Below are 20,338 nucleotides of genomic sequence, written 5' to 3' on the forward strand. Positions count from 1 at the left end.
TGAGTGAGACGCTGCGTTAATGATGAGAAAACGCCGAACCACGATACGAGATTACCAAGCCGAAGCACGGTTGTTTGCCAATCGTGCTCTGGTGGCGTTTTTCGGTATCGTCGCCTTAATGGGCGTACTGGTGACCAACCTATACAACATTCAGGTCAACCAGTATCAAGATTACAAAACCCGCTCGAATGACAACCGCATTAAAGTGGTGCCCATCGCACCCAATCGTGGCTTGATTTATGATCGCAACGGCGTTTTATTAGCGGAAAACAGACCGGTTTTTGACTTGGAAATCACACCGGAAAAAGTCAAAAACATGGATGCCACGATTACTCAGTTGCAAACCCTGTTTGAAATCACGCCAGAACAAATCGAACGTTTCCATCGCGAGCGAAAACGCACGCGTCGCTTCAAATCGGTCCCGATTCTCAGTCAACTTACAGAAAAACAAGTCGCGGTATTCTCCGTGAATCAATACCGTTTTCCTGGCGTTGAAGTGTCTGGCACATTGAAGCGCTACTACCCTTATGGCGAAATTCTCACTCATGTGATTGGCTACGTATCACGCATCAACGACCGAGACATGCAACGGCTGAGTGATGAAGGTAAAGAAGCCAACTATCAAGCAACACGCGACATCGGCAAGCTTGGCATTGAGAAGTTTTACGAAGACATGCTCCACGGAACGGCTGGCTACCAAGAAGTCGAGGTCAACAGCCGTGGGCGAGTCATCCGCACCCTCAAATTTGTTCCGCCACTGCCTGGCAAAGATATTGTGTTGAACATTGATATCAAACTGCAAACCTATGTTCATCAGTTGCTCGACGGTAGACGAGGCAGTGCGATCGTTCTGGATCCGAAAGACAATGGCATTTTGGCCATGGTATCGAGCCCAAGTTATGACCCCAATGCGTTCGTCCACGGCATTTCAGGCAAAGGTTACAGCGATCTTCTTAACGACAAAAACCGCCCGTTGGTAAACCGTTCGACGCTGGGGATTTACCCCCCCGCTTCGACCGTCAAACCCTTTATCGCCGTCTCTGCATTGCAAGAAGGTGTGGTAACACCCAACACAACCAGAAACGATCCTGGTTATTGGCGCATCCCCAACTCCGATACACGTCCCTTCCGTGACTGGCTGCGTTGGGGACATGGTCGAGTGAACTTGGTGCAATCCATTGAAGAATCGGTTGATACCTTTTTCTACCAAATCGCTTACGACTTAGGCATTGATCGTCTTTCCAATTGGATGAGTATGTTTGGTTTTGGTGACTACACCGGCATCGATATATTTGAAGAAAGCAAAGCCAACATGCCAACACGCGATTGGAAAATGTCTCGTCATAAAACACCTTGGTACAAAGGCGACACCATTCCCGTTGGTATTGGCCAAGGTTACTGGACAGCAACACCAATGCAACTTGCGAAAGCCACTTCTGTATTAGTTAACGAAGGAAACGTGACCGCACCGCACTTATTGCGTGCCACGATTGAAAACGGTGAAGCGTTTGACAGCCGAAAGCTCTCTGATTACGTCACTTATCCCCCCATTCAAAACGTACCAGACAAATACTGGAACCTCGCCAAAGAAGGGATGCGCTTGGTTAACCATGGCAAGAAAGGCACCGCGCGACGCTCATTTACCGGTATGCCTTACATGACCGCAGGTAAATCAGGCACAGCGCAGGTTTTTGGCTTGGCAGAAGACCAAGAATATAACGCCGATGAGCTGGCCGAGCACTTACGCGACCACGCTCTCTTTACTGGCTTTGCGCCATTTGACGATCCTAAAATCATCGTCACTATAGTGTTAGAAAACGCGGGCGGCGGCTCCTCCAATGGTGCTCCTGTCGCAAGACGTATTTTTGATAAAGTGTTACTCGATAAAGACAGTGACGAGGTCAAACACTGATGAAACTCGATCCAGCAACCGGAAAGAATCGCGCTCTGTTTGAGCGATTTCATATCGACCTGCCACTTCTTCTAGGCATTTTGGCCCTGATGGGGTTTGGCTTAGTTGTGATGTACAGTGCCAGCGGGCAAAGCTTGGCGATGATGGATCGCCAAGCAATGCGCATGGCACTCTCTATCGTGGTGATGCTCGTGTTAGCGCAAATTTCACCACGCACTTACGAATCGTTAGCCCCTTTAATGTTTGTTGGCGGCGTAATCCTTCTTCTTGGCGTACTCTTTTTCGGTGAAGCGTCAAAAGGAGCTCAACGCTGGTTGAATCTTGGTTTCGTCCGCTTTCAGCCCTCAGAGCTGCTTAAACTGGCGGTACCATTAATGGTGGCGCGCTTCATTGGTAAACGGCCGCTGCCTCCCACCTTCCAAACCTTGTGTATCGCATTGGTGATGGTGTTCATTCCGACCATTTTGATCGCTAAACAACCTGACCTCGGCACTTCGATTCTGATTGCGGCCTCGGGTATTTTCGTTATCTTCTTAGCGGGGATCAGCTGGCGCATTATTGGTGCGGCAGCGGTGGCGTTAGCCGCATTTATCCCAATTTTGTGGTTCTTCTTGATGCGCGAGTATCAGAAAGTGCGTGTCAGAACCCTTTTTAATCCTGAGTCAGATCCTCTTGGTGCGGGCTATCATATTATTCAGAGTAAAATCGCCATCGGTTCTGGCGGCATATCTGGTAAGGGCTGGCTGCAAGGGACACAGTCTCAACTCGAATTTCTTCCTGAACGACATACCGACTTCATCTTTGCAGTGATCGCCGAAGAATGGGGCATGATTGGCTTCTTACTGCTGCTTTCGCTGTACCTATTCATCATCGGTCGTGGGCTTTACTTAGCATCTCAAGCACAAACGGCGTTTGGCCGTATGATGGCAGGCAGTGTTGTGTTGAGCTTTTTCGTTTACATCTTTGTTAACATTGGCATGGTCAGCGGTATCTTGCCCGTTGTGGGGGTACCACTGCCACTCATCAGTTATGGCGGTACTTCCATGGTGACCTTGATGGCGGGCTTCGGTATTCTGATGTCTATCCATACTCACCGTAAAGCATTCTCAAAGGCAAATTAATGAATAAATCCATTGTTATCTTCAGTTTACTTTGCGGCGCGTCGCTTTTAGCGGGCTGTAGCTCTAAACCTGAGGGGCGCTATAGCCTAGAGTCAGATGTTGCTCCTGACCAACCGATTTCCGTCGAGCATATCGAAGATGCCCACCCACGTTATGAGCCATACAGCTTAGGTGGAAACAAAGATTACACTTTGCGCGGCCAAGACTACAAAATTGTGCGCGATGTAAAAGGGTTTAAAGAGTCTGGCATTGCCTCTTGGTACGGTAAAAAATTCCAAGGCCATCTCACCTCGAATGGTGAAATCTACGATATGTACTCGATGACCGCAGCACATAAAACCTTGCCATTGCCAAGTTACGTGAAGGTGACCAACAAAGACAATGGCAAAAGCACCATTGTGCGGGTGAACGATCGGGGTCCTTTCCACGAAGGACGTATCATTGACCTGAGCTACGCCGCCGCTTACAAATTGGATGTACTAAAAACGGGCACCGCCAATGTGGAAATTGAAGTATTGAACTTTGAACCGCCAACCGATGCCAAAGCGCTGGAAAATCATCCCAAATATCTCATTCAAGTATTAAGTTCAAAATCTGCTGAACGAGCGAGAACTTTAGGACAAGATCTTGGTCAAAACCTGAATGTAGACTCTTTCTTAGAAAGCACCGACGATACGCATCGTCTCATGTTGGGGCCATTTACTGACTTTACGCTGACGCAACAGATCTTAGATCAAGTTAAGTTGGCAGGTCATGAAAGCGCCTTCATCAGAAAGCGAGCCATCACTCGTTGACAACTGACATGACACTTTCTAGTGTTAGACGCTCTGACTTACAGTGCGAATCTGTTAAGATATGGACAATTAACCAAAAAAATTGAATTACCATGAACAAAACAACAAAAATTGTGAAATCCACTCTCGTTTCTTCCCTTGCACTTTCTGCAACGCTGGCTTACTCAGTTTCTGCTGCTCCAGTTGTGGTGCCTGACGCGCCACAAATCGCAGCTAAAGGTTTTGTTCTAATGGACTACCATTCAGGCAAAGTATTGGCAGAGAAAGAGATGAACACTAAGCTCTCTCCAGCCAGCTTGACCAAAATGATGACCAGCTACGTGATCGGCCAAGAGTTAGAGCGCGGTAACATCAGCCTAGAAGATGACGTTGTAATTAGTAAGAATGCGTGGGCAAAAAATTTTCCAGACTCTTCAAAGATGTTTATCGAAGTGGGCACCACGGTAAAAGTGAAAGATCTTAACCGCGGTATTATCGTTCAGTCAGGTAACGACGCCTGTGTGGCCATGGCTGAACATATTGCGGGGTCAGAAGATGCGTTTGTTGATCTCATGAACGCATGGGCCAGTTCTATCGGCATGACCAACACGCATTTTGCCAACGTACATGGTTTGGATAACGCCAACCTATACTCAACGCCGTACGACATGGCGCTCCTTGGCCAAGCATTGATCCGTGATGTGCCGGATGAATACCGTATCTACTCAGAGCAAAAATTTACTTACAACGGCATTACTCAGTACAACCGTAACGGTCTACTGTGGGATAAAAGCATGAATGTGGATGGCATCAAAACGGGCCACACCAGTAATGCAGGTTACAGCCTAGTAAGTTCTGCCACTGAAGGTAAGATGCGCCTTATCGCTGTCGTCATGGGCACCAAAGACATGAACGCACGCAAATCAGAAAGTAAGAAACTTCTGAGTTACGGCTTCCGCTTCTTCGAAACCGTTGCGCCACACAAAGCCGGAGAAACCTTCGTCGAAGAAAAAATCTGGATGGGTAACAAAGACACCCTAGCACTGGGTGTTAACGAAGACACTTACGTCACACTACCTCGTGGTCAAGCGAAAAACCTCACCGCCAGCTTTGTACTTGAAAAAGAGCTTCAAGCACCAATTAAGAAAGGCGATGTGGTAGGCAAACTTTACTACCAAGTCGATGGTGAAGATGTAGCGCAGTACCCACTACTGGCTCTTGAATCTGTTGATGAAGGCAGCCTATTCAGCCGTCTTTGGGATTACCTCGTACTGCTATTTAAGAGCCTGTTCTAATTTCAAAACAGACTGTTAGCCCAAAGCCGCCGATTCGGCGGCTTTGTTGTACTTGAGTTCGCATAAAACAGACGTTACTATTGCGCCCCGCATAACCGAATATCTAACTGGAGTTATCCTCAATGCTCAACATCAACTCTGATGCCAAACTGAAAGATCTTCTTGAGTTCCCTTGTTCATTTACATACAAGGTGATGGGTTACGCAAAACCTGAACTACCAGAGAAAGTGCTGGCAGTCATTCAGCGCCATGCTCCTGGAGACTACAGCCCAGCGGTCAAACCAAGTGCCAAAGGAAACTACCACTCGGTTTCTATCAACATCACTGCCACCTCTATCGAGCAGGTTGAAACGCTGTATAAAGAGCTCGGCGAAATTGACATTGTACGCATGGTTCTATAATTTTTTGATAAATTAAATTTTTTTTGAAAGCAGCTTATGGCTGCTTTCTTTATATTTATCAGATAGATAAAAACCTAAGCACGACCCAACGCGTTAAATAGTTGTGAAACAAATATAGTTCCCAACCGTGAACAGGTTTATAATGCAAAAACTTTACTAAGCGATAACAGGAAATATCATGCAAAACCAATTAGTTGTAAAACGACTTGGCCGTCGAGATTACCTGCCAGTATGGCAAGCAATGCATGAATTTACTGATACACGCAACGAGGAAACACCGGATGAAGTGTGGTTGGTTGAACACAACCCCGTTTTTACCCAAGGCCAAGCGGGTAAAGCAGAACACCTACTCAATACCGGTGATATTCCTGTTGTGCAAAGCGATCGTGGAGGGCAAGTGACTTATCATGGACCCGGTCAACTGGTAGCTTACTTCCTCATCAACCTACGTCGCAAAAAATTGGGTGTGCGAGATCTCGTCACGACGATAGAGAACCTCGTAATCAATACGCTTAAAGCATACAATATCGACTCCGCAGCCAGACCGGACGCACCCGGCGTTTACGTCGAGGGTAGCAAGATATGTTCGTTAGGTCTGCGCATCCGTAAAGGATGCTCTTTCCACGGGCTCGCACTCAACGTAAATATGGACCTTTCCCCTTTCTTGAGAATTAACCCATGTGGTTATCAAGGCATGGAGATGGTTCAGGTGAGTGAGCTTGGTGGCCCCACGGACATCGCTCTCGTAGAGCAACAATTAGTCAAAGAACTGGTAAATTTGCTTGGTTATGAGCAAGTTGAATTCAGCACAGAAGCAGAAGTAAGAGAAGCATGAGTAAACCAATCCAGATGGAAAAAGGCGTTAAATACCGTGACGCCGACAAAATGGCTCTGATTCCCGTCAAGAACATGCCGACAGAGCAAAAAGAGGTCCTACGCAAGCCTGATTGGATGAAGATCAAGTTGCCTGCAGATAGCCAACGCATTCAAGATATTAAATCCGCTATGCGTAAAAATAATCTGCACTCGGTTTGCGAAGAGGCTTCTTGTCCAAACTTGGCGGAGTGCTTTAACCACGGTACGGCAACCTTTATGATTCTAGGTGCTATCTGTACTCGCCGTTGCCCATTCTGTGATGTTGCCCATGGCCGACCACTTCCACCGGAAGCGGAAGAACCGACTAAGCTAGCAAAAACCATTGCCGACATGAAGCTCAAGTACGTGGTGATTACTTCTGTGGACCGTGACGATCTGCGTGATGGAGGGGCAAAACATTTTGCCGATTGTAACCGCGAAATTCGCGCTCAAAGCCCACATATTCGTATCGAAACATTGGTTCCTGACTTCCGTGGTCGTATGGATGTGGCGCTAGAAGCACTAAAAGATAACCCGCCAGACGTGTTCAACCACAACTTGGAAACGGCACCACGCCTGTACCGTAAGGTACGTCCAGGGGCAAACTACCAATGGTCATTGGATCTTCTGAAGAAATTCAAAGAGCAACATCCTGACGTCCCAACCAAATCGGGTCTTATGATGGGCTTAGGTGAAACCAAAGAAGAGATCGTTGAAGTGCTCAAAGATCTTCGTGCGCATGGTGTAACCATGCTGACACTCGGCCAATACCTTGCGCCAAGTCGCCACCATCTTCCAGTAGAGCGTTACGTTCCACCAGCAGAATTTGATGAGCTCAAAGAGATTGCGCTGGAACTTGGTTTCACTCATGCCGCATGTGGCCCATTTGTACGTTCGTCTTATCATGCCGATATGCAGGCGCAAGGCTTAGAAGTCAAATAAGCCAAAATCACAGTTCGCCTCGAAAAACAAAAGCTGGTGTTGATAACCAGCTTTTTATTTGTCTTAAATCTTTGTCGACCCTGCCTTCAGGACATGAATTGCTTGTCATCCATAGGTCAATTCTATAGGCTTGATGCAAACGTATATCCATCGCATTGCGTATGGCATTCTTAATTTTCAAAAAGTAGGATTGATTAGATGAACAAATTAGGTTTTATCGCCCTATTCGCATCGGCTCTTTTGGCAGGTTGTGCCCAACAAAACACTGCACAAGATAACTACCGCGAAGCATCCTTTGAACTCTGCAATACCGAAGTAAAACTTTACTCAGTTAGTAAAGATGGGCGTGTCCGCATCGTATGCGCTGATGGTGCGAAGTTTGCGCTAAACAGTGAAGAGACATTGAATGTGATGCGTGATATCAATATCGATTACTGTGATGGCGAAGGCTTAGGCAAGTTTAGCGAAACCAGCAGCTATTACTCATTTCAATGTAAATCAGGTTCGCTATTAAGCATTTCTAAAGACAAGTAATAGCTACCGCCACTCAAACACTCTTGGTTGAATGGTGACTTTTCTTATTCCATTTGCTGTTTCGACTAAGAAATATAAGAAATGAAAAGGCTTCCATCCGGAAGCCTTTTTGATGATCAAATAGCAAAAATCTTATGCGTAAACAGGTAGACGCTTACAAATTTCTAGGACTTTCTGTTTCGTCGCTTCGATAACCGCTTCATTGCCGATGTTGTCTAGTACGTCACACATCCAGTTTGCTAGCTCTTTCGCGTCCGCTTCAGTAAAGCCACGGCGAGTGATCGCAGGCGTACCAACACGAATACCCGAAGTGACAAATGGGCTACGAGGGTCGTTTGGTACTGAGTTCTTGTTTACCGTGATGTTTGCTGCGCCTAGTGCCGCATCCGCATCTTTACCCGTAATGTCTTTGTCGATAAGGTCAACAAGGAACAGGTGGTTTTCTGTACCGTTAGATACGATTTTGTAACCGCGCTCTTGGAACTGAGCCACCATCGCTTTTGCATTTTTCACTACGCGCGCTTGGTAAGCTTTAAACTCAGGTTCCATCGCTTCTTTGAACGCTACTGCTTTACCCGCGATAACGTGCATCAGAGGACCACCTTGACCGCCAGGGAAAACGGCTGAGTTCAGTTTCTTGTACATGTCTTCGCCAGCGTTTGACAGGATAAGACCACCACGTGGACCTGCTAGCGTTTTGTGCGTCGTTGTCGTTACTACGTGTGCGTGTGGCACAGGTGTTGGGTATTCACCTGCTGCGATAAGACCCGCAACGTGCGCCATATCGACAAATAGGTAAGCGTCAACTTTGTCCGCGATTTCACGCATGCGCTTCCAATCAACGATTTGAGAGTAAGCTGAGAAACCACCGATGATCATCTTAGGTTTGTGCTCTAGCGCAAGTGCTTCCATCTCGTCGTAGTTAATTTGGCCAGCTTCATCGATACCGTAAGGGATAACGTTGTAGTGCTTACCAGAGAAGTTTACAGGAGAACCGTGAGTCAGGTGACCACCGTGCGCTAGGCTCATACCTAGAACTGTATCGCCTGGGTTAAGCAGTGCCATGTAAACCGCGCTGTTAGCTTGAGAGCCAGAGTGTGGCTGAACGTTCGCGTACTCACAACCAAACAGTTTACATGCACGATCAATCGCGAGCGATTCCGCTTTATCAACGTACTCACAACCACCGTAGTAACGCTTGCCTGGGTAGCCTTCAGCATACTTATTGGTTAGCTGAGAGCCTTGAGCTTCCATTACACGTGGACTTGTGTAGTTTTCTGAAGCGATCAGCTCGATGTGTTCTTCCTGGCGAAGAGTTTCTTCCTGGATAGCTGCGAATAGCTCCGCATCGTAATCAGCGATATTCATATCACGCTTAAGCATCTGTATCTCCTGACTCAGATTTGACTGAAAGTTGCAAAAAAACTGGTTAATGACCCAACGCAAACGTTTTCGTCACCGTAATGGCGCGCATTCTACATAATTTGATCCAGGTCATAAAGAGAAAATTCACTTTTCTCTATGCAGTTTCTTCATGATGACATGTGAAAGATTTCATCTTGGCTTTATCCTTAAGCGAAAATGCAATCTAAAGTGTCAATTTTGCGTTTCACACCTGTAAAACAACAATTACATAGGTTTACCCTAATTTTAACCCGCTAGCTACCAAAAAGATCAGCTTTTTACTACTATGCACGCCCTTAATCGCAAATGAAATTTAACCACTGATGGAAAAACACTCACGTAGAGAAGACTGGATCGCCATATTGACCGGCACCTTCCTCGTCGCCCAAGGCGTCTTTTTTCTGCAATCAGCCAATCTACTGACGGGCGGGACAACTGGGCTTGCTCTATTAGTGACTCAGTTTACTCCATTCACTTTTGGAATGTTGTATTTTTTGGCAAATTGCCCTTTCTATTTATTGGCTTGGAAACGCTATGGCCGTCGCTTTGCTTTTAATAGTGCCATTTCTGGTGGTTTAGTCTCGATTTTTGCCGATAACCTATATTTAGTAATCTCTGTTGAGCATATCAATGAAGTTTACTGCGCGATTGCGGGTGGGCTGTTAATGGGTCTCGGAATGCTTATCCTATTTCGTCATCGTTCCAGCTTGGGGGGCTTTAACGTGCTTTGCCTCTACATCCAAGATAAGTTTGGTGTTTCAGTGGGCAAATCGCAGATGGCAATTGATGCAACCATCCTATTTGCTTCCTTTTTCTTTGTCAGCCCGACCACGATCGTACTGTCAATTCTCGGCGCTTTTGCATTGAATTTAGTACTCGCGATGAATCATAAGCCGCATCGATACTCGGTTCGTTATCAGTAATCTGTTTTACCCTGCAACAAAAAAAGGCTTTGGAACTTCCAAAGCCTTTGAACGTATTAGGGGCGTGCCGTTAGCGTTCTTTATAACCAACAACAAACTTAACGTTCAATCAAGAGAATACGAGTCTCGTAAGGTTTGAGCACTTGGTGATGCGAAGCCATGGCACTCGGTTGATTTTGGTAATTAGACAGCAAACATTTCGCTTTACGCATGTCGAGACCCAATGGCAATACACACTCCACCTCTTCCCCGTAGTAGTTATTGATGCACACCAGTTGCTGAGCCGCACTGGTCCGTGCATAAGCAAACACACTCTGATGCTCTGGTAATAAGTCTTGATAATCACCTTGGGTGATCACTGGCACTTCTTTACGCAGTTCAATCAATCGCTTATAGAAATAGAACACCGAATTGAGATCCGCCACCGCCGCTTCCGCGTTGATCTTCGGGTAGTTACTCGCCACCGCTAACCAAGGTTCTCCTTGCGTAAATCCTGCGTGTTTTTCTTCTGACCACTGCATTGGGGTGCGTGAATTATCACGAGACTTTTGTGCCAAAATCGCCATCATTTCGTCATGGTCAATTCCTTGCTGCTCAACCATGATCTGATACATGTTGGTGCTTTCAACATCACGATACTGTTCAATCGCTGTATACCCTGGGTTGGTCATGCCAATTTCTTCGCCTTGATAAACATAAGGCGTGCCTTGCATCATATGAACCGAGGCAGCCAACATTTTTGCCGATTCAACACGATACACCTGATCGTTGCCCAAACGGCTCACGATACGTGGCTGATCATGGTTACACCAAAAGAGCGCTCCCCACCCTTTCCCATTCAGGCCGGTTTGCCAATGATTAAAAATCTGTTTGAGCTGGTGAAAGTCAAATGGTGCCTTGGTCCATTTTTCACCATTTGGGTAATCCACTTTCAGGTGATGGAAATTGAACACCATGGAAAGCTCTTTGCCATCAAGTGAGGAGTACTGCTGACAATGCTCTAAGGTTGTCGATGACATCTCACCCACTGTCACACTGCCATACTTTTGGAAAACAGCTTGACTGATCTCTTGGAGATAGTCGTGCACACGCGGTCCATCAGTATAAAAACGACGCCCATCGCCAATCTCATCGTCGCAAAAATCTTGTTGCTTCGAAATCAGATTGATGACGTCCAGACGAAATCCGTCAACGCCTTTTTCCGCCCAAAAACGAATAACATTTTTCACTTCCTCACGAACCGTGGGATTTTCCCAATTGAGATCGGCCTGCTCTTTGGCGAAAAGGTGCAGATAATATTGGCCCGTTTGTTCATCCAGCGCCCAAGCGCTGCCACCAAACTTAGACTGCCAATTATTGGGCACCTTTCCTTCGACCGGGTCTTTCCAGATGTAGTAATCCCGATATGGACTGTTTTTGTTACCCAGTGCCGATTGAAACCAAGCGTGTTCGGTCGAGGTGTGGTTCACCACAATGTCCATGATAAGACGGATTCCGAGCTGATGCGCTTTCTCGAGCAATTCATCAAAATCCGCCATCGTGCCAAACTGAGGGTTAATTCGGTAGTAATCCGAAATGTCGTATCCATTATCGACCATCGGCGATTGGTAAACCGGCGTCAGCCAGATTGCATCAATACCGAGATGCTTCAAATATTCCAACTTAGAGATGATGCCTTGAATATCACCCGTCCCCTTTGCCCCGCTGTCGCAAAAACTTTTTGGGTAGATTTGATAGATAGTGGCGGTTTTCCACCAATAAGCATCTGTGTTACGTGTTGTCATGGAAAAGACTCACTTACCGAAGAGAAACAAAGCGGAGTGGCCATTCGCCACTCCAAATCGATGAAATTATGCGTTTACCGGTTCGAGTTCGCCTTTGGCTTCTGCTCGCTTGTAAAACACTAAAGTGAGGGCTGCTGGCAGCACAATGGCGGTTAACATCGCCAGTGCGTAAATTCCCCAAAATTGTGGTTGAATTGAGAGAATGCCAGGTAGGCCACCCACCCCGATGCCATTTGCCATCACACCAGCACCACCACAAATTGCGGCCGCGACAGCACTACCAATCATCGCGCTCAGCATAGGGAACTTGTACTTGAGGTTGATGCCGTACATGGCAGGCTCAGTCACACCTAAATAGGCTGAAATCGCAGCGGGTACAGAGATGTCACGCTCGCCATGTTTTTTACTGATAATGATGATGCCAACAACGGCAGACGCCTGCGCGATATTTGACAACGCAATCAGCGGCCAAATTGGCGTACCACCCATCTCTTGCATCAACTGCAAATCCACAGCGTTGGTTGTATGGTGAATACCGGTGATCACAAGTGGTGCGTACAAGAAGCCAAAGATCATTGACCCTAACACTGCAAAGTCGCCCGTCATGGCCGCTTTTGCCGCAAATGCCACGCCATCACCCAGCACACGGCCAAACGGGCCAATCAAAGAATGAGCAAGAATAACGGATAGGATGATCGAGACAAACGGCACCACTACGAGGTAGAGGTAAGAAGGGACGATACGTTTTAGGTTGGTTTCAATGAAAGCCAACGCGACACCAGCCAACATGGCTGGGATCACCTGCGCTTGATAGCCAACCTTTTCAATCACAAACAGACCAAAGTCCCACACTTCTGGGGCTTGTTTACCTATTAAGTAGGCGTTCATGAGCTGCGGTGAAACCAGTGTTACACCGAGTGTAATGCCCAAAATCGGTGTCCCGCCGAGTTTCTTCACGGTAGACCAGCACACCCCTACCGGTAGGAAGAAGAAAATCGCTTCGCCAATCAACCATAAAAAGGAGTGAACCGTTGCCCAAAACTGGCTAATCTCCGTCAATGTCTGGCCATCAAACATCTTGATGTCACCAATCACATTACGGAAACCAAGGATTAAACCACCAGTGATGATCGCAGGGAGCAGAGGGACAAAAATTTCAGCAAGATGGGAGATTCCGCGCTCAATGATGTTCATGTTTTGACGAGCCGCCAATTTCGCATCGTCTTTGCTCGCTTCCGATTTACCTGAAATCTCGAGCAACACTTTATAGACAGCATCAACTTCCGTGCCAATCACCACTTGAAATTGACCCGCGTTGGTAAAGCATCCTTTGACCATCGACAATGTTTCGATTTGCTTAACATCGGCGGCCGACGTGTCGTTCAACACAAAGCGAAGGCGTGTCAAACAGTGGCTGACACTGGCGATGTTGTCGCTTCCTCCGACTAGCTCGATGAGACGTTCAACGTCCTTGCGCGCTATCTTACTCATAACTCTGTCCACCCTATTCTGATCTACTCAATTATAGTTTTTAGATAATGGGAACATTCCCATTTCTTGATTTAATATTGCCAGTTTTTATAAATAAACAAAATGGGAACAGTCCCATTAATTGAAAGTGATCACAGTCTAGATCGGAAAAACAAGAAAAATGAAAGGGTTAGTTTTGGATCGGTGCCTGAGTGATATGCGAGATAGCTTCCTCACCATTCATCTGAGAAATCAGCATCTTAGCGGCCTTTTCTCCCGCTTGCTTGTAACCGGGATCGACACTGAACACCTTTGGAAAAAGAAAAGAGAGCAACTCATTGCCACCCACACCGGTGACACAAACCTCTTCGCGCCCCAGTTCTTGAAGTCGCTTGATGACACCCAAAGCCAAGGTATCGCTCGCACAGACAATCGCTTGAGTGTTTTCCGCTAACACCTCATCAACTAAGTGATAAGCACTCTCATGGTTGAGTTTGCCAGTTTGATAGCGAGCTTCAACACCGTGTTTTTGACACCACGACAAGTAGGCATTTAAACGCGACCAGCCCGTGGTTTTATCTTCTTTATTCACACCGATATAAGCGATATGGCTCAGCGATAAAGATTGCAAGTGTTCTAACGCCAGCTCAATCACACGCTGATTATCGTAGTTAATCGAAGACACCTCTTCTGCAGGCGTGGCAATCACCACGGCTCGATCTTGCCAACTGGCTAAGGTTTGTAGATCGATATCGGTAAAGCCAAACACAATGACGCCATCGACATTGCGACGACGCAGCACTTCTAAGTGCTCGTTGGTTTTCTCGCGATCGAACTGACTCTCCATGATCACCGCATCGTATCCCGCTTGATACAGCACATTAAGCATACTACCGACAGCACGATTTTCTGAGGGAGAGTCGAGACGCGAGATAATTACCCCAACCACCTTCTGGCTACCGCCACGCATCGATTGAGCGGATTTAGAAGGCACATAACCGGAATCTTGTATCACCTGTTCTACCTTCGCTCGGGTTTCAGGTTTTACCTTGGGATCATTGGTCAGCACGCGCGAAACGGTCGATTTACCGACCCCAGACAAACGGGCAATATCGAGAATAGTCAGCTTTTTGCTCATAATAGGCCAGGAAAGACGTTCAATAATAAAAAGGCCGCTTAGCGACCTTTTACTTGTTCTTTTACATAAAGTGGCACATCACGGATGCTATCGAGCACCACGGTTGCCAGTTGCTCACCCTGCTGTGTAACAGGTTTGCCAGTGCGTACCAAAATCTTCGTTGCAACCCCTGCCGCTTCGGCAGCCATCATATCTTCGGCTTTGTCACCCACCATCACTGAGCGAGCCATATCGATTTTGAGGAAATCACGCGCTGAGATAAACATCCCAGGTTTTGGTTTGCGACAATCACAATCTTGTTTGTAATCCCCCACACCGTGTTCTGCATGGTGCGGACAGTAATAAATGCCGTCAAACTCAACGCCGTTGTCCGCAAAATTCCAATCCATCCATTGGGTCAGAGAAAGGAAGCGATCTTCGCTAAATTTGCCGCGGGCAATCCCCGACTGATTGGTGACCAACACCAAAAGATACCCCATATCCTTGAGGGCCTTCGTCGCCTCAAACACACCTTCAATGTATTCAAAGTCGTGCTCGTCATGAACGTAACCATGATCAACGTTAATCACGCCATCACGATCCAAAAAAACAGCTGGTTTTGCCAAAGTATCTGTCTCTGTCACAAAGGAATATAAGCCGAGATTATACCTTAAAAGCGCTACATTGCGAGTTTCCAAGCCGTGAGGTACATCGTCAAAACACCCTCTATATACGAATATCAACTAACTCATAGCAAATCCGTTAGCCTCAAATGAACGTTTAGACGTCTAGACGTAAAAATATCTATTGACTTAAAAACACGAAAGCCATAGCATCATCTGAAAAGTGAGCTAGAGCTCAAAATATTATTCTGTTGTCCCTGCACAGGTTGAGAAATGATTGAAATTAACCAAGTAAATAAAGTGTTCTATCAAGGCAGTAAGGAAATCCATGCCTTGAAAGACATTAACTTACACATCGCAGAAGGCACCATTTTTGGTGTGATCGGATCATCGGGTGCAGGGAAAAGCACGCTGATCCGCTGCGTGAATATGTTAGAAGCACCAACCAGTGGTTCCATTGTGGTGGATGGCGTTGATTTAACAAAACTGAGTAAAAAGCAACTCAGCGAAACTCGCCGCAATATCGGCATGATTTTCCAGCACTTCAACTTGCTCTCTTCTCGCACTGTGTTTGACAACGTTGCACTGCCATTAGAGTTGGCTGGAAAAGACAAAGAGCAAATCCAAAGCAAAGTGACGGAACTTCTGAAGCTGGTTGGTTTGGCCGACAAGCACGAAAGCTATCCAGCCAACTTAAGTGGTGGTCAAAAGCAACGTGTGGCGATTGCACGAGCATTGGCCAGCGATCCCAAAGTACTGCTGTGTGATGAAGCCACCAGCGCGCTGGATCCTGCGACCACTCAATCCATTTTGGAGTTGCTCAAAGAGATCAACCGCAAGCTGAAAATCACCATTTTGCTCATCACTCATGAAATGGATGTCGTGAAAAGCATCTGTCACGAAGTGGCCATCATTGGTGACGGCGAATTGGTTGAGAAAGGCACCGTCGGTGAAATTTTTGCCCATCCTAAAACGGAATTGGCGCATGATTTTATCCGCTCAACACTGGATCTTTCTATTCCTGAAGATTACCAAGCGCGTTTGCAAGCAACGCGTGTTGAAGGCAGCTATCCTCTAGTGCGTTTGGAATTTACCGGCGCGACGGTTGATGCGCCTTTGGTGTCGCAGATTTCTCGTAAATACAACATCGACATCAGCATTCTCAGTTCCGATCTCGACTACGCCGGCGGAGTGAAGTTTGGCATGATGGTCGCTGAACTGTTTGGTAACGAAGAAGACGATAACGCAGCGATTGAATACCTGCGCGAGCACAACGTAAAAGTGGAGGTTCTGGGTTATGTCCTTTAATGACCTATCTCAATGGCTCAGTTTGAACACTGACCTGCTGCTGGGCGCGACTTGGCAAACGCTTTACATGGTTGCGGTTGCCGGCGTCGTTGGTTTTGCGATTGGTATTCCTTTGGGCGTGATTCTGCACACCACCAAAAAAGGTGGCTTGCTTGAAAACACCAAACTGAACAGCGTACTTGGCGCCATTGTCAATATTGGCCGCTCGGTGCCATTTTTGGTTTTGATGGTGGCGATCATTCCCGTCACCAAACTGTTAGTGGGTACTTTCATCGGCACTACAGCAGCGATTGTTCCACTCACCATTGGGGCGATTCCATTTGTTGCGCGCCTGATTGAAGGAGCGTTACTTGAAGTTCCAACTGGCCTGATTGAAGCGGCACAGTCGATGGGTGCAACACCACTACAAATCATCACTAAGGTACTGCTTCCTGAAGCATTGCCGACCATTGTTAACTCCGTCACTATTACGTTGGTAACCTTGGTGAGCTACTCTGCCATGGCGGGCACCGTTGGTGGCGGCGGTCTCGGTGACGTAGCGATTCGCTACGGTTTTCATCGCTACGATGTCACTATCATGGCGGTCACTGTCGTGATGTTGATTGTGTTGGTACAAATTATTCAGTCTATCGGTGACACCATCGTGCGCCGTGTAGACCACAGATAAGCATTGAAAGATTCAAATTATAAGGAGATTTACTATGAAATTTAGCCTCAAAGGTTTACTGACCATTATCGCTGCTGCCTCAACATTGGTATTGGCAGGTTGTGGCGAAAAAGCGGCAGACGCGAGCAAAGTAAAAGTTGGCGTTATGGCGGGTGCCGAAGCACAAGTTGCCGAAGTAGCAGCAAAAATTGCAAAAGAAAAATACGGCCTTGACGTGGAATTGGTCACCTTCACTGACTACGTGACACCAAACGCGGCATTGGATGACGGTTCTATCGATATCAACGCGTTCCAACACAAACCATACCTAGATCGTCAAGTTGCTGACCGTGGCTATAAACTGACCATCGCTGGTAACACTTTTGTTTACCCAATCGCGGGTTACTCAAAACAAGTGAAATCGGTTGAAGAGTTGGCTGACGGCGTACGTATTGCGGTACCAAACGATCCAACCAACCTTGGCCGTTCTCTGCTGCTTCTTGAGCAACAAGGTTTGATCAAACTACGTCCAGAAGTGGGCCTACTTGCGACCGTTCGTGACATCGTTGAGAATCCAAAGAACATCACTATCGTCGAGCTCGATGCTGCTCAGCTTCCACGCTCACTTGACGACGTGGCTCTGTCTATCATCAACACCACTTACGCGAGCTCTATCAACCTAACTCCGGAAAAAGACGGCGTATTTGTTGAAGACAAAGAGTCTCCATACGTGAACCTGATTGTGGCTCGCCAAGACAACGTTCAAAACGAAAACGTACAGAACTTTGTTAAAGCTTACCAAACTGAAGAAGTCTACACTGCTGCAAAAGAAATCTTCAAAGGCGGCGTTGTAAAAGGCTGGTAATTTCGATAGCAAAAGTCGAAGTTCATCAAAACAAAAAAGGGTTGGCGTGAGAGCGCCAACCCTTTTTGCATGTTGAGATGCCACTTGTTACTTCAAATGATCCCAAGAGATGTTTGAGACGATACGGCAGTCGTCGCATTTGAAATGGAAGATATCGTGCAGTGGATCATCGAGTAGCCATTCACCACCACATTTCGGGCACTTGCGCGCTTGCTCTTCGGCTAGAGAATGGCCGCCAACACGGTATTGGTAATAGTAGGTCGGTACTTTCGTGATGTATTCAATACGACCACGAATATCCCAACCTCGCTTGAACAAGACACTGTCTACGTCGCACATCTCATGCAGTGCGGCATGCTCGGCGCGACACGCCCCGGCCATCTGCAGTTCATCACACGCTTGCCATTCGGTTTGCCACTTAATCACCGCTTTGTGATCGCCATTTAACGTCGGGCCATTGCGATACAAGGGGATTGGCAGCAAAGTTTCACCACTTCTCAACGGCGAGCAGGTGTGCACATAAGTGGTGTATAACACTTGCCAACTTGGTGTCTCTTCTTCGGCCGCTTCTTCAGAGTTGATGTCTCGTCCCAGCAAGCGCATTTTGGGTGCCAGCAACGCCGCATCAGAAAGACGATTGAGACATACGCGCACATAATCCGAATGATGGCGTGGATGCAAACTCTCTTTTTCCGGGCAAACCGCACGAACAAAAAACTCCCCATCGCCCATCACAATCGGAAACTCACGCCCCAGCACTTGGCCGTTATAACGCAACGCATCCATTAGGCCATTAACCGCTTTATCGACCGCACTGATGGTGGTGTTGTCGAAACACTCAAACTGCAATTCAACGACGTACATCGGCTACACCATAGGTTGGAGTTTAGTAAGAAACTCGGTGACGTTTTCCGCCAAGACATCTCGCTGAGAAGTGCCCAATCGCTCCAGCACAACATTCCCGGTGATATTGCAAATCGACAGCACATCTAACTCAGCATCGGTTGCGGCAATAAACACCGTTGGTTTGAGTTTTAGACGTCGTTGCGTCACTAAATGACCCAAAATGTTCTCCTGCAGGCGAGTAAAATCATCGTCATTCCACACTTGCAACAGCGTGAGCTCATTACCCTCCCACGTGGCTGTCATATCGGCACTCAATTGGCTGCCATAAAAGGCTTTGATGTCGTCATGCAGTGTCAACTCAATCGCCTGTTCAACATTGGCGAAGTCCGCAGGCGCAGACAGGCTCACTGAGCGCCAGAGCACTTCATCTCCTTTTGACTCCACCACGCAAGGAGAAGGCAAATCCGCCAACTCTTCACTGCTAGGCAATGCGTTGTGCTGTGCTTGCCACGCTGCTTGAAAACGTTGACTAAAGTCAGCAAGTGCCAGTGAAACTGGAGATGACATGAATAACTCCTTCTATACCTTGTGAGCCAACAAGATGGCTTTTAAACGATGGATTCAGTAAAATTCCCGCCATTCTAATCGAAAATGACCGCAAAGTATGAGCAAATATTCTGACGCGAAAGAGCTTGCTGGCCTAACGCTGGGTAAGAAAACCGACTACGCCAACCAATACGATCCTAGCTTGCTACAGCCTGTACCACGTAGCCTCAACCGTGACGATCTTCAGTTGGGTGACGAGCTGCCATTTATGGGCCACGACATCTGGACGTTATATGAGCTCTCTTGGCTCAACAGCAAAGGGTTGCCTCAGGTCGCGGTCGGTGAAGTCTACATCCCTGCCACCAGCGCCAACCTGATTGAATCGAAGTCATTCAAACTCTACCTCAACAGCTACAACCAAACCCGTTTTGATAGCTGGGAAGAGGTTCGTCAACGTTTGATTACCGATCTTTCTCATTGCGCAGGCGAAGCGGTGGAAGTGGAGGTGAATTCGGTCACTCACTACACCCAGCAACCTATCGTGACGATGGAAGGGGAATGCATCGACGAACAAGACATCGACATATCCAGTTACGATTTTGATGACCGCTTGCTCGAAGGCGCTGCGGGCGAAGAGTGGGTGACAGAAACCTTGCACAGCCATCTGCTTAAATCGAACTGCTTGATCACCAATCAACCGGACTGGGGCAGCGTCGAAATTCGCTACCAAGGCCACAAGATTGATCGCGAAAAACTGTTGCGCTACCTTGTGTCATTCCGCGAACACAATGAGTTCCATGAACAGTGCGTAGAACGCATTTTCACCGACCTCATGAAATATTGTCAGCCAGAAAAACTGACGGTGTTTGCTCGTTATACTCGTCGCGGTGGATTAGACATCAATCCATACCGTTCAACCGAGCAAGCGAAGCCAGATCATAATCATCGAATGGCTCGTCAGTAACACGTCTGT

General features: G+C 47.2%; 20 protein-coding genes. 13 read left to right on the forward strand and 7 right to left on the reverse strand.

Translation table 11 applies throughout. The features are described from left to right. The first annotated feature begins 19 nt into the window (after positions 1-19). The 8 genes from mrdA (at position 20) to FC652_RS06700 (ending at position 7,833) form a co-directional block, all read left to right on the forward strand. A complete protein-coding gene (gene mrdA / locus FC652_RS06665) occupies positions 20-1,912 on the forward strand; it encodes a penicillin-binding protein 2 (protein WP_176297976.1) in 1,893 nt (630 codons plus the stop codon). Continuing rightward, positions 1,912-3,033: a rod shape-determining protein RodA gene (gene rodA / locus FC652_RS06670; RefSeq protein ID WP_011078387.1), complete on the forward strand. Its 1,122-nt coding sequence runs from the start codon at positions 1,912-1,914 to the stop codon at positions 3,031-3,033. The genes mrdA and rodA overlap by 1 nt, the downstream gene beginning before the upstream one ends. After that, complete coding sequence (locus FC652_RS06675) at positions 3,033-3,827, forward strand: septal ring lytic transglycosylase RlpA family protein (RefSeq protein ID WP_176297977.1); 795 nt, start codon at positions 3,033-3,035, stop codon at positions 3,825-3,827. Before rodA ends, FC652_RS06675 begins: the two co-directional genes overlap by 1 nt. Before the next feature lie 92 nt (positions 3,828-3,919). Next, on the forward strand, positions 3,920-5,101 hold the full coding sequence (locus FC652_RS06680) for a serine hydrolase (protein WP_176297978.1): 1,182 nt from the start codon (positions 3,920-3,922) through the stop codon (positions 5,099-5,101). A 122-nt stretch (positions 5,102-5,223) separates the two neighbouring features. Further along, on the forward strand, positions 5,224-5,502 hold the full coding sequence (gene ybeD / locus FC652_RS06685) for a DUF493 family protein YbeD (RefSeq protein ID WP_176297979.1): 279 nt from the start codon (positions 5,224-5,226) through the stop codon (positions 5,500-5,502). Positions 5,503-5,680: 178 nt separating this feature from the next. Continuing rightward, complete coding sequence (lipB, locus tag FC652_RS06690) at positions 5,681-6,337, forward strand: lipoyl(octanoyl) transferase LipB (RefSeq protein WP_176297980.1); 657 nt, start codon at positions 5,681-5,683, stop codon at positions 6,335-6,337. After that, the gene (lipA, locus tag FC652_RS06695) at positions 6,334-7,299 is read left to right on the forward strand and encodes a lipoyl synthase (protein WP_011078392.1); all 966 of its coding nucleotides are present in this window, start codon (positions 6,334-6,336) and stop codon (positions 7,297-7,299) included. Before lipB ends, lipA begins: the two co-directional genes overlap by 4 nt. Positions 7,300-7,497: 198 nt before the next feature. After that, the gene (locus FC652_RS06700; RefSeq protein WP_176297981.1) at positions 7,498-7,833 is read left to right on the forward strand and encodes a hypothetical protein; all 336 of its coding nucleotides are present in this window, start codon (positions 7,498-7,500) and stop codon (positions 7,831-7,833) included. A 132-nt stretch (positions 7,834-7,965) separates the two neighbouring features. Here the strand turns inward: FC652_RS06700 and glyA are convergent, their stop codons facing one another. Then, complete coding sequence (glyA, locus tag FC652_RS06705) at positions 7,966-9,216, reverse strand: serine hydroxymethyltransferase (RefSeq protein WP_176297982.1); 1,251 nt, start codon at positions 9,214-9,216, stop codon at positions 7,966-7,968. A gap of 344 nt (positions 9,217-9,560) precedes the next feature. Between glyA and FC652_RS06710 the strand changes: the two genes are divergently transcribed. Continuing rightward, positions 9,561-10,160 (forward strand): YitT family protein, encoded by a 600-nt coding sequence (locus tag FC652_RS06710; protein WP_047108922.1) that lies wholly within the window; start codon positions 9,561-9,563, stop codon positions 10,158-10,160. 98 nt (positions 10,161-10,258) lie between these two features. Here the strand turns inward: FC652_RS06710 and treC are convergent, their stop codons facing one another. From treC to gmhB, 4 genes are all read right to left on the reverse strand, one after another. Beyond that, positions 10,259-11,944 carry an alpha,alpha-phosphotrehalase gene (gene treC, locus FC652_RS06715; RefSeq protein WP_176297983.1) on the reverse strand — a complete coding sequence of 562 codons (1,686 nt, stop codon included), beginning with the start codon at positions 11,942-11,944 and terminating at the stop codon, positions 10,259-10,261. Positions 11,945-12,010: 66 nt separating this feature from the next. Further along, positions 12,011-13,435, reverse strand: coding sequence for a PTS trehalose transporter subunit IIBC (treB, locus tag FC652_RS06720; RefSeq protein WP_043920904.1), 1,425 nt, complete (start codon positions 13,433-13,435; stop codon positions 12,011-12,013). Between the two features lie 169 nt (positions 13,436-13,604). Next, positions 13,605-14,552, reverse strand: coding sequence for a trehalose operon repressor TreR (gene treR, locus FC652_RS06725; protein WP_045597610.1), 948 nt, complete (start codon positions 14,550-14,552; stop codon positions 13,605-13,607). A 38-nt stretch (positions 14,553-14,590) separates the two neighbouring features. Beyond that, positions 14,591-15,229, reverse strand: coding sequence for a D-glycero-beta-D-manno-heptose 1,7-bisphosphate 7-phosphatase (gene gmhB / locus FC652_RS06730; protein WP_324167031.1), 639 nt, complete (start codon positions 15,227-15,229; stop codon positions 14,591-14,593). A 198-nt stretch (positions 15,230-15,427) separates the two neighbouring features. Between gmhB and metN the strand changes: the two genes are divergently transcribed. Genes metN through ilpA form a run of 3 tightly spaced genes read left to right on the forward strand, consistent with a single transcriptional unit; the run spans position 15,428 to position 17,973 of the window. Next, the gene (gene metN / locus FC652_RS06735; RefSeq protein WP_176297984.1) at positions 15,428-16,462 is read left to right on the forward strand and encodes a methionine ABC transporter ATP-binding protein MetN; all 1,035 of its coding nucleotides are present in this window, start codon (positions 15,428-15,430) and stop codon (positions 16,460-16,462) included. Then, positions 16,452-17,129, forward strand: coding sequence for a methionine ABC transporter permease (locus FC652_RS06740; protein ID WP_176297985.1), 678 nt, complete (start codon positions 16,452-16,454; stop codon positions 17,127-17,129). Before metN ends, FC652_RS06740 begins: the two co-directional genes overlap by 11 nt. A gap of 34 nt (positions 17,130-17,163) precedes the next feature. Beyond that, positions 17,164-17,973 (forward strand): MetQ/NlpA family lipoprotein adhesin IlpA, encoded by an 810-nt coding sequence (gene ilpA, locus FC652_RS06745; protein WP_176297986.1) that lies wholly within the window; start codon positions 17,164-17,166, stop codon positions 17,971-17,973. Positions 17,974-18,060: 87 nt separating this feature from the next. On the opposite strand, the gene FC652_RS06750 is transcribed toward ilpA, so the two are convergent. Then, on the reverse strand, positions 18,061-18,837 hold the full coding sequence (locus FC652_RS06750; RefSeq protein ID WP_176297987.1) for a Zn-ribbon-containing protein: 777 nt from the start codon (positions 18,835-18,837) through the stop codon (positions 18,061-18,063). 3 nt (positions 18,838-18,840) lie between these two features. Then, the gene (gene syd, locus FC652_RS06755; protein WP_045597618.1) at positions 18,841-19,386 is read right to left on the reverse strand and encodes a SecY-interacting protein; all 546 of its coding nucleotides are present in this window, start codon (positions 19,384-19,386) and stop codon (positions 18,841-18,843) included. 97 nt (positions 19,387-19,483) lie between these two features. On the opposite strand from syd, the gene queF reads away from it, so the two are divergent. Continuing rightward, entirely contained in the window at positions 19,484-20,329 is an 846-nt protein-coding gene (gene queF, locus FC652_RS06760) for an NADPH-dependent 7-cyano-7-deazaguanine reductase QueF (protein ID WP_158123056.1), read from the forward strand. The last annotated feature ends 9 nt before the right edge of the window (positions 20,330-20,338 follow it).

It is taken from the genome of Vibrio sp. 05-20-BW147 (genome assembly GCF_013369385.1).
Classification (GTDB): Bacteria; Pseudomonadota; Gammaproteobacteria; order Enterobacterales; family Vibrionaceae; genus Vibrio; species Vibrio floridensis.

Bases quoted from the DNA above. Each gene is read 5' to 3' on its own strand.
- mrdA (WP_176297976.1), top strand. From the start codon at position 20: ATGATGAGAAAACGCCGAACCACGATACGAGATTACCAAGCCGAAGCA.
- rodA (WP_011078387.1), top strand. From the start codon at position 1,912: ATGAAACTCGATCCAGCAACCGGAAAGAATCGCGCTCTGTTTGAGCGA.
- FC652_RS06675 (WP_176297977.1), top strand. From the start codon at position 3,033: ATGAATAAATCCATTGTTATCTTCAGTTTACTTTGCGGCGCGTCGCTT.
- FC652_RS06680 (WP_176297978.1), top strand. From the start codon at position 3,920: ATGAACAAAACAACAAAAATTGTGAAATCCACTCTCGTTTCTTCCCTT.
- ybeD (WP_176297979.1), top strand. From the start codon at position 5,224: ATGCTCAACATCAACTCTGATGCCAAACTGAAAGATCTTCTTGAGTTC.
- lipB (WP_176297980.1), top strand. From the start codon at position 5,681: ATGCAAAACCAATTAGTTGTAAAACGACTTGGCCGTCGAGATTACCTG.
- lipA (WP_011078392.1), top strand. From the start codon at position 6,334: ATGAGTAAACCAATCCAGATGGAAAAAGGCGTTAAATACCGTGACGCC.
- FC652_RS06700 (WP_176297981.1), top strand. From the start codon at position 7,498: ATGAACAAATTAGGTTTTATCGCCCTATTCGCATCGGCTCTTTTGGCA.
- glyA (WP_176297982.1), bottom strand. From the start codon at position 9,216: ATGCTTAAGCGTGATATGAATATCGCTGATTACGATGCGGAGCTATTC.
- FC652_RS06710 (WP_047108922.1), top strand. From the start codon at position 9,561: ATGGAAAAACACTCACGTAGAGAAGACTGGATCGCCATATTGACCGGC.
- treC (WP_176297983.1), bottom strand. From the start codon at position 11,944: ATGACAACACGTAACACAGATGCTTATTGGTGGAAAACCGCCACTATC.
- treB (WP_043920904.1), bottom strand. From the start codon at position 13,435: ATGAGTAAGATAGCGCGCAAGGACGTTGAACGTCTCATCGAGCTAGTC.
- treR (WP_045597610.1), bottom strand. From the start codon at position 14,552: ATGAGCAAAAAGCTGACTATTCTCGATATTGCCCGTTTGTCTGGGGTC.
- metN (WP_176297984.1), top strand. From the start codon at position 15,428: ATGATTGAAATTAACCAAGTAAATAAAGTGTTCTATCAAGGCAGTAAG.
- FC652_RS06740 (WP_176297985.1), top strand. From the start codon at position 16,452: ATGTCCTTTAATGACCTATCTCAATGGCTCAGTTTGAACACTGACCTG.
- ilpA (WP_176297986.1), top strand. From the start codon at position 17,164: ATGAAATTTAGCCTCAAAGGTTTACTGACCATTATCGCTGCTGCCTCA.
- FC652_RS06750 (WP_176297987.1), bottom strand. From the start codon at position 18,837: ATGTACGTCGTTGAATTGCAGTTTGAGTGTTTCGACAACACCACCATC.
- syd (WP_045597618.1), bottom strand. From the start codon at position 19,386: ATGTCATCTCCAGTTTCACTGGCACTTGCTGACTTTAGTCAACGTTTT.
- queF (WP_158123056.1), top strand. From the start codon at position 19,484: ATGAGCAAATATTCTGACGCGAAAGAGCTTGCTGGCCTAACGCTGGGT.